This is a genomic window from Calditerricola yamamurae (genome assembly GCF_054654135.1).
In genome coordinates this window covers 540,604-553,971 of sequence record NZ_BAAIFH010000006.1, presented here as the reverse complement: position 1 = coordinate 553,971, position 13,368 = coordinate 540,604, and the positions used below count along the sequence as shown (strand labels likewise).

Below are 13,368 nucleotides of genomic sequence, written 5' to 3'. Positions count from 1 at the left end.
ACGTCCCTCCTTCTCTTGACTGTAATCCCATCCTACACCGGGTGATAAAATCGGGCAAGACGATTCGTTACTAAAAAATGGAGATGACCAATACGGTATCAAGATAAACAAAAAGACTTTAGCAAGATGGTGTAAGATCAAGTCCAAATTTCTGTGTAAAATTGCCCCTCGGCTCGAACGGGCTTATCCCAAGAAATTACATACGGTCGGTAAGGGAATGGCCCCTAGCTGACCCGCACCACTTTCGCAGACGCTTCGGCCTCCTGAGCGGCACGCCATTCCAGGTATTCGGTCATGCCCAAATACTTTTTGCCGCTGGCCCACTTCTCGTCAATCTCCATCAGCAAAGCACCCAAAAGCCGCAAGGCGGACTCGCGGTTGGGGAAGATCCGAATCACTCGTTCACGGCGCCGAATCTCCTCATTCAGCCGTTCAACGGCGTTGGTGGTGCGCAGCCGCCTCCGGTACTTTTCTGGCAACGCCAAGACCGCCGTCGCGTCTTCAAAACCGGCTTCCAGGATCGCCATCGCTTTCGGTGCCTTCTCCTCGTACGCCTTCAGCGTTTGCTTCAGGAGTTGCCGTGCCGTCTCCATATCCGGTGCCTCCAGGATGGCCCGTACCCGGCCATGGACCTCCTCCTGCAGCGGTTTTGGTGTAGCATCGAGAATGTTTCGCACAAAGTGCGTCTGGCACCGCTGCCAGGTTACGCCCTGAAAGTGCCGCCGAATGGCGCGTACGAGCCCGCGATGGTCATCCGACACCACCACATCAACACCATGCAGCCCGCGGCTTTTCAACCAGCTGAAAAACTCGCCCCAGCTGGCTTCCGACTCGCTGTCGCCAAGCATCAGGCCCAACACCTCACGATATCCCTCGGTGTTGATGCCAATTCCGATAAGCGCGCCGCGTGACCGGACGCGCCCCTCTTCGCGTACCTTCAGCACCAGCGCGTCGACGAGGACAAAGGGATAGGCCTTCTCTTCAAGCGACCGGTTGTTCCATGCCTTGACCACCGGATCCAGCCGCTTGCACAGCTCCGAGATGGTGGATTTCGAGAACTCCGTACCGCACAGCTCCTGCGTGATCTGTTCAATTTTGCGCGTCGATACCCCGTTCACCACCATTTCCATTAAGGCCAACACCAGCGCCTGTTCGCTCCGTTGATAACGGGCAAACAGCTCCGTCGAAAACTTCCCGTTTCGAAACCGCGGAACCCGAAGCGTGAGGGTACCCACCCGGGTCGTGAGCTGATGCGGATACGTCCCATTGCGGTATCCCTGGCGTTCTTCCGTCCGTTCATAGGGCTCTGCACGCAGCTGCTCCGTGGCCTGAGCTTGCAAAATTTGATTCAAGACGGACTCCAGGAGCTTGGCGAGCGCATCGTCTTTCGTGTCGCGGAGAAAAAGTTGATGCAAAAGCTGTGCATCTACGGTAATCTGATAGTGAGCCATTTCGATCCCCTCTCCCTTTTTGGTTTTTGTGGGTTCAAGCTCCATTCTAACCGAGGGGGATTGGAAATGGCTCTCTGACTTTTTTCAGAGAGTCCTTTTTACACAAGAATATGGACTCAACTTGGTGTAAGCTGGCCGATGATCAGACAATACTTTTGGGCATATGGTTGACTAGTACTATAGATATGTCCGTTTTTTGATGGAAGTAAATGGGTATATCGATTTTGATCGAATGGACTATGAGTGTGTCCAATATGTTTTTAACTTTTAAGATCGTACAAAAACGAATGATGGAGACACGAGAAAACATCTATAACGTCAACCGTGCCAAAATCAAGCCCGGCGCGCTCCGGCTGTCGTACGCTGTGTGCTTCCGTACATGGCCGAACTCGACCTCGGCGGTATCAATGCCAGATTTCTAGCGCGCATCAACATGGTGAAGCGGTACGTCTGCTCCTTTGGCTTGTGCCCAATGCTTGAGTGACAAGATGGAATTTAAACACTCCGTCGGATTAACCGGCGGGGGTTTTCGAAGGTGTGAGAATTATGCACCTATGAGATGTTTTATTTTTGGGACACACAGAAAAACGGCTGGGATCGGGAGATCATTGAAGTGTTCTACCAAAACGTATAGAGTGGAGAAAAGACCCGAATTATGTCGAAATTTTTTTATTGATTAAGCAAGTCCACAAGGGGTAAGATGGAATAGGAGGAAGGAGGTGAGAGATTTGAATAAAGGACTACTAAGTCAATAGAAGTTTGTATTTTCCATAAAATAATTAAAATTAAGGAGGCATTTCAAAAATGAGTGTGGATCGCATTATTCGTGCTTGGAAAGATCCGGATTTCCGTCGTTCCCTTTCCCCGGAAGAGTTATCGGCTCTGCCGGAAAATCCAGCTGGTTTGCCTCTTGCCGAGCTAGATGCAGCCGAGTTGCAAGGAGTAGTTGGGGGTAATACCGCTAACAGCTATTGCAATTGTTATTCGGATAAAGGTTCTTGCGGTCGTGTCTGCACTGCCACGACCGAATGTCCTGTTATGACGTGGATTTGCTGCTAAAATAACAGGCGCCCCGGAAACAATGTCCTGGGGCGCCAACACCTGATTACTCATCATTTTGTTGTGAATTTCCTAGAAAGGGGTTTGACATAATGAAACAGGCATTTCCTTATGAAAGGTGTGCGGAATTTTGGAAACCGGCAGCTTTTCTTGATGAACGTCTTCTAGCAAAGAATGGTTCTGAAAATCTGGCTTCGGTTACAGAGACTGATTTGGATAGGGCCTATCAAAAACTTCAAAAGTGGCAAGAAGGAATGCTGGCAGACGATAAACTTTTTGCTGAGCGTCTCCGTGCCTCAGGACTTACCAAGGAACAGTTTTTAGTCCTGTTGGCCGATCGGAGCGCTTCCCAAGGAGTAACACCAGAAGCTCTTCATTGGATCGAGATAATCAATGACTTGACGGCAGGTCTATGTAATGATGAACATCTGCCCGAAATATCGGTCATCAACCCAGCTCAACCAAATGCTGGACCTCATCCACTCCCATTCGGCAGTTTTGTTCGTCCGTTTTTGCAAATCGGAGCGTATCGATTGCGTAAAGGTGTGGCGAGCATTCGCCGTCGCTTTAATTTGGAAGTTATTTATACTCCGGATGCAGAGGCCGAACTGCTTCAGAATTTGGCCCAACGACTTCTGGCCCAATGTTCCCGGACATTAATTCTTGAATTGAATGTTGCTCGTTTGCGCGGGATCTTACAAGGACAAACCCCTGAAGAACGTTACACGTATTTCGCCGAGCACTACTTCCAGGATACCCAGCGAATCGTTGAGCTGTTGACTGAATATCCAGTTCTGGCGCGACTTATGTCCACAACAGTACTTCGGTGGGTTAAAGTAGTTCTGGAGTTTTTGAAGCGAATAGCCAATGACCGTAAGCTCTTATCTGAGGTCTTCCATTTTGGTCAACCTGTCGGCACAGTACGATCTGTACGGATGGGAATATCTGATCCTCACCGAGGCGGTCGAGGAGTTATCCATGTGATTTTTGATTCTGGACTTGAAGTGATTTACAAACCCAAATCCATGGCGGTTGACAGCAAATTCCAAAGTTTACTCGCTTTTTTGAATGAAAAAGGAGCTCGCTATCCTTTCCGCTTGTTAAAGGTTTTGGATCGAGGAGAATACGGATGGATGGAGTATGTCAGAGCCGATAGCTGTCATAATCGTGAAGAACTCCATCGTTTTTATTGGCGACAAGGTGGGTACTTGGCCCTTCTCTACCTTCTCAAGGCTGTAGACTTTCACTTTGAAAACTTAATTGCCGCCGGAGAATATCCGGTTCTGGTCGATCTTGAAGGTCTCTTTCATCATGACAAGCCTGCCCCCTCGGAGTGGACAGCCTCTGAACTGGCGGGGCGAATTCTTGATCAGTCGGTTCTCCGTGTGGGCCTTCTGCCCATGAAGGTCTATGGGCGTGAGGGTTTGAAAGGAGTAGATTTGAGTGGGCTGGGTGGCCCGGACGGACAAGTTTTTCCCCGTAATGTGCCACTTCCTCGTGATGCATTTACTGACAAAATGCGGATCGAACTTGGCGAAGTGGTAATGGGAGGTGGGCAGAACCGGCCACAATTGAAAGGCCATCCCGTTGATCCTTTGCAGTTTCAGGATGATATTATTCAAGGGTTTGAAGAGGTTTATCACCTGCTGCGGAACCACCGGGATGAATTGCTGCCCATTTTGGACGCTTTCGCTCAAACCGAGGTTCGGCATATTCTGAGAGGAACGATGCGTTACACCCTTTTCCTTCAAGAGGGGCATCATCCCGATTACCTTCGTAACGGGTTGGACCGGGATGAGCTTCTGGACAAGCTTTGGGCGGAAACTACCCTCGCTCCTTATCTTAAGCGTGCGATCTCCTCCGAACAAGCCGATCTCCGATTGGGTGATATCCCTTATTTCACTGCCCGTCCGGGAGAACGCCATTTATGGGACAGTCGGGGGAAATGTCTGGAAAACTTCTTTGATAATCCTAGCCTCGAGGATGTGAAGGAACGTCTTCGGAAGCTGAGTGTCGAAGATTGTGCCGAGCAAGTACGCTTGATCCGCGCATCTATGGTATCCATTGATCGGCATCGCACCTTTAATCGCCGTCCGATCGTTTTACCGTCAAAACCAGATCCAGTTACGAAGGATCGTTTCTTGGGTGCCGCAATCAAGATTGGCGAGTATCTTGCCTCTCGGGCCATTCGCACCGAAAAGGACGCATGCTGGATCGGGGTCAATTTGGAAGGATTGGATCATTGGCAATGGGTTCTAAATCCTGTCGGAACCAGCCTCTATGAAGGGACAGCAGGTATCGCGCTCTTTTTTGCCTACTTGGCCAGTGCCACGAATCGTGCCGATTTTGAAAACTTGGCCAGATTGGCGATCGAACCTGTTCGCAAACACCTGAGTCTACCCGACGTACCCGGATATGGTAATTTAGGCGCGTTTAGTGGTAGGGCGTCATTGATTTATACGATGATGCACCTAGCTGTTTTGTGGAAAGAACCAAAACTTTTAGACGAGGCTTTCATGAGCCTTGACGAATTAGAACGGCACATCCCGGTAGATGAATACCTCGATCTGCTTAGCGGTGTTGCTGGATGCGCGGTAGTGCTTTTGGATCTCTACCAAGCTACAGGTGAAAAACAAGCACTCAGACTTGCCCGTATGTGTGGAGATCGTCTGCTTGCGACGTCTATCCCGATGGAAAAGGGAATCGGCTGGAAAACGAAAGCTGCTTCAAAACCTCTGGGAGGGTTCTCTCACGGCGCTTCTGGGATTTGTTGGGCTTTGTTGAAGCTGGCAGCGGCCACTGGAGACGAGCGTTATCATCATGCAGCACGCGAAGGACTCGCTTACGAACGAAGTCTTTTCAAAGCTGAACGGGGGAATTGGGCCGACCTCCGTTATGTAGAGAATGGGCCAACAGTGGATCCTGAATTTATACCTTGCACCTGGTGCCACGGTGCTCCCGGGATCGTACTTGGGAGACTCCTTGGGTTGCCATATCTTGACGATAATATGGTAAGATTTGAAATTGAGGTAGGGCTTCAAACCACGTTGCGGGAAGGGTTTGGAGATAACCATTGCCTATGTCATGGTGACTTGGGCAATGCCGTGGTACTTCTTCACGCGTCCCGCGTACTGAAAGAGGACTCCTGGCAGCACGCTGCTTATCGGGTAGCTCAAGAGGTTACGCATCAGGTAGAGATTGGACAGCCACGTTGTGGGCTACCCAAAGGTATAGAAACACCTGGTCTCATGTTAGGATTGGCCGGAATCGGGATGGGTCTTCTCCGTTTCTGGTCGCCGGATCGTGTTCCATCCGTTCTGTGTCTGGAACCACCTTTTATCCGGCAACAATGAATATGAAGCGGGGGTGGCGTTATGGAAGACCACGCACCTGTAATTCGCACGCGTAACCTGACCAAACGGTATGGCCGGAAAATCGCGGTGGATCACATCAATCTACTCGTGAAGCAAGGACAGGTGTACGCCTTTCTCGGGGAAAACGGCGCAGGAAAGACCACGACAATTCGTTTACTGTTGGGTCTTCAACACCCTGACGAGGGAGAGGTAGAACTTTTTGGACTTTCCCTTCATAAACACCGTTTAGAAATTCTGCGACGGGTCGGTTCCTTAATCGAGTTTCCCTCGTTTTACGGCCACCTGACGGGTAGAGAAAACCTTGAGGTGATTCAACGGCTTCGTAACCTTTCCGCTAACGAAATTGATCGTGTGCTGGAAATTGTGCGGTTGCAAGACGCTGCCAACCTCCGGGTTGCACATTACTCCCAAGGCATGAAGCAACGGTTGGCGATTGCCATGGCCCTGATGGGGAACCCCGACTTGGTGATCTTGGATGAACCGACCAATGGACTGGATCCCTCAGGAATTCGTGAGATGCGGGAACTGATCCGAAGCTTGCCCCGTGAGTTCGGCATAACCGTATTGGTTTCGAGTCATTTGCTAACCGAGGTGGAACAGATGGCTACGCATGTCGGAATCCTGCATCGTGGGCGGCTCCTGTTCCAGGGAAGCTTGGAAGAACTGAAGCAATTGGCGCAGCCACGGATTATCGTATCGACAAACAACCTGAACACCGCAAAAAAACTACTTTCTGCCCACCACTTTCCTGTCACAACAAAGGACGACGAAAAACTGATTGTGCACGCAACACCTTCCCAAATTGGTGAAATCCAGCAGTTGCTCATCAAAAACGGGCTTCAGGTGTATCGGCTCACACCACAGGAAGCCTCGTTGGAAGAGCTTTATTTTTCCCTTGTGCATCATCAGGAACCACCAGCGTAAGGAGCTGATTTTTAGCATGTGGTCCGCATTCCGTTCCGAAATTCTCAAATACCGCCGTTCGTGGGCTCTCTATCTCTCTGTCGGGTTGCCGCTTTTCGTCGTTTTTCTAATATGCTTAAATTTTTCTCTTCGTAAGGATTATTTCATAAATACTGAGCGGTTCACATGGGTCTGGTTTGCGCAAAGTAGCCGGTCCATGTGGGGAGTGTTTTTGCTTTCCCTTTACGTTGCGTTGGTTGCAGCACTGATCGCCCAAATGGAACATAGCAACAACAACTGGAAGTTGATTTTGGCCCAACCGGTTCGGCGCAGCTCGGTTTATCTCGCCAAACTTTTGATGGGCGTCCTGCTGCTAACAGTTTCTACTTTGGTGTTGGCAGCTGTAATCCTGCTGGGAGGGCTAGCCTTTGGGTTTTCCGACGAGATATCGATTGGCCAATTTTTGCTTTCCGTTTTCATTGGAATTCCGGTTGCCTGGCCGGCTCTGGCGCTTCACTTCTGGCTTGGGATCCGCTTTCGTACCTTCCTTGTAACCCTCGGTGTGGCGCTGGCAGGCAACTTTTTAGGGCTAGTGTCCTTTACACATGAAATTGGACGGTACTTTCCTTGGTCCTTTCCAATTGCAACACTTGGTGTCAATGGGCAGCAGGGAATTGATTGGAACTATCTCGGTGCGGCCGTTCTTTTAGGATTGGTGTTTAGTGTTGCGGGATATTGGGACTTTAAAAGGAAAGAAGTGACATAGATGTTTAATGTCCTAAGGCGACGAAGAGTACCCTTTGTTCCACAAATGGAGATGACCGAATGCGGGCCGGCCTGCCTGACAATGATACTTCGCTTTCACGGCTGTCGTGTGCCTCTCAGCAAAGTACGGCAGGAGTGTGGTTCAGGCCGAGACGGAGTTAGCGCCTTGGTTCTCAAAAAGGCGGCCGCCCGTTTCGGCCTGGAAACCAAGGCGTATCGAGTTCATTATTCGCAACTAAGCGATATTCCGCTACCCGCTATTCTCCATTGGCAGGGACACCATTATGTTGTATTGGAGCGTTTGACACGCCGGGGGGCTTGGATTGTAGACCCTGCCAGTGGTCGACAACGAATCTCCCTGAAAACTCTAGAAGAACATTTTAGTGGCATAGTACTCACGTTCGTCCCAGGGACAACCTTTGTTCCTCGAAACGAATACAAAATCAGCTGGCGATACTATCTTAACCGATTGTGGGAAGATCGTCGGCTAGTGCTCTTTATATTGCTTACCACTTTTTTGATGCAAGTAATAGGTCTAATATTTCCTTATTTTACCTATTTGGCTGTAGACAGGGTTATCATGACTCGTAACTTGGGGTTATTACCTTCTATTTTAATAGGAATAATAGGAGTTTCAATTGTTCAGGGATTGACTATTTATTTGAAGGGAACGCTAACTAGTCGTTTACAAACAAGGATCTCGTTAACACTTCATAGTGATTTTATTAGTCATATGTTCAGCCTTCCCCTTGGATTCTTTGAGCAGCGTTCTACCGGGGATTTGATGACCCGTGCAAACAATATCATTATTTTAAGGGAGATATTGTCTGGGAGCAGTGTGTCTGTGCTTCTGGATGGGGTGCTTATCATAACGTATGGCATATCCATGCTGGCTATCTCCCCGCGATTAACATTAGTTGCGGTAACCATCGGTCTGATTCAGATGGGACTGTTGTCAGTTCTTACACCACGGATCAGGAATTTGACCCGACAGGAGCTGTTAGCCCAATCAGAGGCCAACAGTTACTTGATGGAAGCACTCCGGGGGATGATGTTGGTTAAATCGACAGGAGTTGATAGGAAAATCCTTGAGACTTGGAATGCTCTCTTTGCCAAACAGGTAAAATGGGGAATGTACCGTGATCGTACGCGAGCAGTTCTGGATGGGTCGCTCAATGGCCTGCGCGTTTCTATGCCCGTGGTGCTTTTGGCCTTGGGGACCCACGAGATTGTGAGAGAAGAGCAAACGTTGGGAATGCTGCTTGGCTTCAACGCCTTGGCCTCGGCATTTATGCTTCATGTCACTTCTCTTATTGGAAGCCTTCAACAATTGCAGTTGCTCACCAGCATTGTTGAACGGCTTCAAGATGTGTTAGAAGCCAAGCCCGAAAACACAGAGAAACAGCCGCATGTGCTACAATCCACCAACGTAGCGATCCGATTTGAAGGCGTAACGTTTTCTTACAATCCTTACAGTTCGCCCATTTTAGATGGAATTCGTCTATGCATTAATCCAGGACAAAAAGTCGCGCTCGTAGGACCAACCGGCTCAGGAAAATCCACCTTCATCAAACTGCTTTTGGGTCTATATCTCCCTACCAAAGGAAGAATTCTTTATGGAAATGTTGAGCTTAACCAGTTAAATCGTACTCAATTGCGGCAAATGATTGGCGTAGTACTACAAGAAACCCATCTTTTCAATGACACCATTGCACGGAATATTGCCTTTTACCGTGACATCCCTCGTTCCCAGATCGAGTGGGCAGCCAAAATGGCCCTCTTACATGAGGAAATTCTGAAAATGCCTATGGGGTACGATACACTGATTGGAGAAAACGGCCTGGCCTTATCTGGCGGTCAACGGCAAAGGTTAGCCATCGCTCGTGCCCTAGCTAGTCGACCTTCCATCTTGCTCCTTGATGAAGCAACCAGCAATCTGGATGTTGCAACCCAAGGGGCTTTAGAAGAGAATCTCAGGCAACTGGGAATTACTCGAATCGTTGTTGCCCACCGTCTCAGTACGGTAATTGATGCAGATCAGATCATCGTACTGAATAAGGGACGTATCGTTGAGCAAGGGAGCCACCAGGAGCTCATGCGTTTAGGAGGGCTCTATGCTCAGCTGTGGGAGCGACAGAACAGCACCAATGCTGTCGCAGAAATTACATAACGAATTTCATCCGGCTAAAAGATCGGAAAATTGGGTTTCACCTAGGAATGCCGTGAGGGAAGCTACAGAAGAATGCAGACCATCTTTCATCCGCCGTCATGTAGTGGGAAACGGAATGTCACCGCATGCTGATCGTTGCCGAACGATGGGCTCAATGCAACGATCTGCTCGAGGACATCTTGGCCTGAAAACGTCAGGGGATAGGTGGCGGCGATAATCCGGCTGCGTTTGTAGTGACCCGCTAGGTTACAATAAAACGCAAAGGAATTTTCCAAAAGCAACAGCAGGGGAGGATCGAATGATGTCCATTGTGGTTACGGGCGCAACAGGGCAATTGGGGGGGCTTGTGATCCAACACCTTTTGAAAAAAGTGCCCGCAAGCCAAATTGTTGCCAGTGTCCGTAATGTAAAAAAGGCCTCTAATCTCGCCGATCTTGGAGTGGAGGTTCGCTACGGGGATTACAATGATTTCGAATCCATGAAGAAATCTTTTGCGGGAGCATCGAAGGTGCTGTTTATCTCAAGCCCGGACTACGATAATACCCTGCGTGTCCGTCAGCATGCGAATGTGGTTCAAGCGGCCCGAGATGCAGGAGTCAAACATATCGTCTATACGGGATATGCCTTTGCTGAGGAGTCGAAATTATCCCTGGCCCATCTTCACCTGGCTACCGAATATGCCATTCGGACCACGAACATCCCGTATACGTTCCTGCGCAATTCCCTGTATACCGAAGTATTTGTCAATCCAGGGCTGAAGGCGGCCGTAGAGCACGGGGCATTGGTTACGAATGCAGGAAGCGGACGGCTGAACACGGTGACCCGGAACGATCTTGCCTTAGCTGCCGCCACAGTGCTTACGGAAGACGGGCATGAAAACCGAACGTATACCCTCGTGTCCAATCAAACATGGAGCTTCGATGATCTTGCGCAAATTTTAACCAAGCTTTCTGGAAAAAAGGTGGTTCACCGGTCTGTTTCCTTTGATGAGGCCAAAGAAAATTTTGTGAAGAGCGGACTCCCTGAGCCTTTTGCTGTTGAAGTTGCAAAAATCTATCAGGCGATCGCCGAAGGGGAGACAGCAAAAACCTCCGATGACCTCCAAAAGCTCATCGGATCTGTAACTCCCCTGGAGGAAATCGTAATACAAGTTTTGCGCAATGGGCAGTAACTGGGCCGATTTTGCCGCGGTCCGGGCTATGCGGGAGGTGTCGGGCAGGGCCGAGCCCGTTGCGCGAGGAAGGGAAAAGGGAAAGGCGTTTGTCGGATCACCCGGGCGTTGCGCTGCCGGTTTGCGGCAGCGTTTTTGTTTTTCAGCCAGCCTTCGGGGTTTTTCCGTGTCACGGTTTGGGAATCCCTCCCCGCGCATGGACGGAGCGGCTGGCTCATAAAGATGGATCAGGAACGATGGGGACGGGGGTGACGAGGCCCGTGGACCTGTGGCAGGCGCTTGCCCGGTTGGTGTGTCGATGGCCGAAAGCGATCGTGCTGACGTGGCTGGCGGTGTTGGCGTGGAGCGTGCCCCACGCGGTCCAGCTCCCCGAACGCCTCGGGGGGACGGGTTTTGTCGACACCTCGAGCCCGTCCCACTACGTAACCGAGCAGTTGCGGGAGCGGCTGGGGCATCCGGCCTCGGCGCTCTTTGTCTTCCTGGAGGCTCGGGAGGGGGACACGGTTGCGGAGATCCGCCTGCGGCGTGCAGCGGAAGAATTGCAGGCGGAAATCGCCGCGCTGCCTGCGGTGCGTGAGGTGACGCGCACCCTCTTGCCGCGGGAAGGGGGCGAGCGGGGCGTGGCGGTGCTCACCGCACACCTCGAGGTGGACGACGAGCGGGCCCAAGCCCTCGTGCCGACGCTGCGCGCGCTGGTAAAGGAAAGCGGTGTACCCGGCTACGTGACGGGGACGGCCGCCGTCGACCGCGACATCGCCGCCCTCAGCCAGGCTGACCTCGCGCGGGCGGAACTGGTCGGTGTGCCGCTGGCCCTCCTGGTGCTGCTGTTGGTGTTCGGCAGCGTCGGGGCGGCGTTCCTGCCCGTTGCTGTCGGCCTGGCCAGCGTGACGGCGGCGCTGGCCCTCCTGGCGCTGGTGGCCCGGCACGCCGACCTGTCCGTGTTTACGCTGAATGTGGTGACCATGCTCGGGCTGGCGGTGGGGATCGACTACGCGCTGCTCGTCACCAGCCGCTTTCGCGAGGAGCGCCGGCACGGGTTCTCCGTACCAAACGCCGTGCTGCGCACCCTCCCGGCCACCGGGCGTACGCTGGTGACCTCCGGCCTTTTGGTGGTCGCCGGGCTGGCGTGCGCCTACGGGTTTGACGTTGTGGTGTTTTCCTCCATCGCCACGGGGGGCATCGCGGTGGTGATCCTGTCCGTGCTGGCGGGCGTCACCTTGCTGCCGGCCCTTCTTGTGTGGATGGGCGATCGCCTCGACCGTTGGCGGCTTGCGCCTGCGTTCGGCGGCGGGGAGCGCCTCATCGGTGTCGTCACCCGCGTGGTCCTGCAGCGCCCGTTCCTCGTCCTCCTCCTCGTTCTGGCCTGCCTGTGGCCGGCTGTGGAGCGGGTTCCCGCGTTCCGCGTGGGCGTGCTGGACAGCGACGCTCTTCCGGTCCAGGCGGAATCGAAGTACGCCCTGGGGCGAATGGAGAAGGCCCTCGGCACCTCCCGCCTGTACCCCATTGACATCCTGGCGGAGACGGACCGCCCGGTGGGGGAATGGTCGACGCTTCAGAAGCTGGATGCCCTGATCCGCGCTGTCGAGCGCCATCCCCATGTGGTGGGGGTGGAGAGCGTGGTGCGCGTCGTTCCTTCGTGGAACGCGACCGACTACGCCCGCATCTGGCGCGCCCCGGAACGGCTGCCGGAGCCGTGGCAGCAGCTCTGGCGCCACCACGTCGGTGATGGCGTCACCCTCATTCGCGTCCTGACCGATCTCGACCCGAAGAGCGAAGCGGCGGGCGATTTGGTGCGGCAGCTACGCGCGTTGGATCCGCCAGAGGGATGGACGCTGTGGGTTGGCGGAAAGACGGCCGCCGAACACGACTTCCTGCAAAAAATCAGGGCCCGCGCGCCGGCGGTGGCCGCCGCGGTACTGGCGCTGACCTTTGTCCTGCTGATGACGGCCTTTTCGCCGGTCCTCGCCCTCAAGGGCCTTCTGCTCAACGCTCTGAGTGTGGCGGCCACCTTCGGCCTGCTGGTGGCCGTGTTTCAGGAGGGGATTGGCGCGGAATGGCTCGGCGCCCAGCCGCACCCGTTCCTGGATGCCTCGATTCCCGTCTTCATCCTGTGCGTCGCCTTTGGCCTGTCGATGGACTATGAAGTCTTCTTGCTGGCGCGCATTCGCGAGGCGTACCGACGTACGGGCAACCTTCAGCGGGCCATTGTCGAGGGGCTTGCCAAGAGCGGGCGCATCGTCACCAGCGCGGCGCTGATCATCATTGTCATCACCGGCTCCTTTGCTGTAGCCGGGATCCAGCCGGTCAAGCAGATCGGCTTTGGCATCGCCGCTGCCGTGGCCATCGACGCGACGTTGATCCGGCTGCTCCTGGTTCCAGCGCTGATGAAGCTTGCGGGGCGGTGGAATTGGTGGCCGCACCCGGCATGACCGGTGCGCTGCCCCATACATATAAGAAGGGAGTTGCAAAAGGGAG

8 protein-coding genes are annotated in these 13,368 nt (G+C 52.8%); 7 read left to right on the top strand and 1 reads right to left on the bottom strand.

The features are described from left to right. Positions 1-224: 224 nt before the first annotated feature. On the bottom strand, positions 225-1,451 hold the full coding sequence (locus ACYQ0Z_RS09035) for an IS256 family transposase (protein WP_459864370.1): 1,227 nt from the start codon (positions 1,449-1,451) through the stop codon (positions 225-227). An 804-nt stretch (positions 1,452-2,255) separates the two neighbouring features. On the opposite strand from ACYQ0Z_RS09035, the gene ACYQ0Z_RS09030 reads away from it, so the two are divergent. The 7 genes from ACYQ0Z_RS09030 (at position 2,256) to ACYQ0Z_RS09000 (ending at position 13,322) form a co-directional block, all read left to right on the top strand. After that, entirely contained in the window at positions 2,256-2,510 is a 255-nt protein-coding gene (locus ACYQ0Z_RS09030) for a mersacidin/lichenicidin family type 2 lantibiotic (protein ID WP_459867015.1), read from the top strand. A 92-nt stretch (positions 2,511-2,602) separates the two neighbouring features. Further along, a complete protein-coding gene (locus tag ACYQ0Z_RS09025) occupies positions 2,603-5,863 on the top strand; it encodes a type 2 lanthipeptide synthetase LanM family protein (protein WP_459867012.1) in 3,261 nt (1,086 codons plus the stop codon). Positions 5,864-5,884: 21 nt separating this feature from the next. Beyond that, complete coding sequence (locus tag ACYQ0Z_RS09020) at positions 5,885-6,808, top strand: ABC transporter ATP-binding protein (RefSeq protein WP_459867009.1); 924 nt, start codon at positions 5,885-5,887, stop codon at positions 6,806-6,808. A gap of 16 nt (positions 6,809-6,824) precedes the next feature. Continuing rightward, entirely contained in the window at positions 6,825-7,553 is a 729-nt protein-coding gene (locus ACYQ0Z_RS09015) for an ABC transporter permease (protein WP_459867006.1), read from the top strand. After that, positions 7,554-9,722 carry a peptidase domain-containing ABC transporter gene (locus tag ACYQ0Z_RS09010; RefSeq protein ID WP_459867003.1) on the top strand — a complete coding sequence of 723 codons (2,169 nt, stop codon included), beginning with the start codon at positions 7,554-7,556 and terminating at the stop codon, positions 9,720-9,722. A gap of 301 nt (positions 9,723-10,023) precedes the next feature. Then, complete coding sequence (locus ACYQ0Z_RS09005) at positions 10,024-10,893, top strand: SDR family oxidoreductase (RefSeq protein ID WP_459867000.1); 870 nt, start codon at positions 10,024-10,026, stop codon at positions 10,891-10,893. Positions 10,894-11,141: 248 nt separating this feature from the next. After that, positions 11,142-13,322, top strand: coding sequence for an MMPL family transporter (locus ACYQ0Z_RS09000; RefSeq protein WP_459866997.1), 2,181 nt, complete (start codon positions 11,142-11,144; stop codon positions 13,320-13,322). Positions 13,323-13,368: the final 46 nt, after the last annotated feature.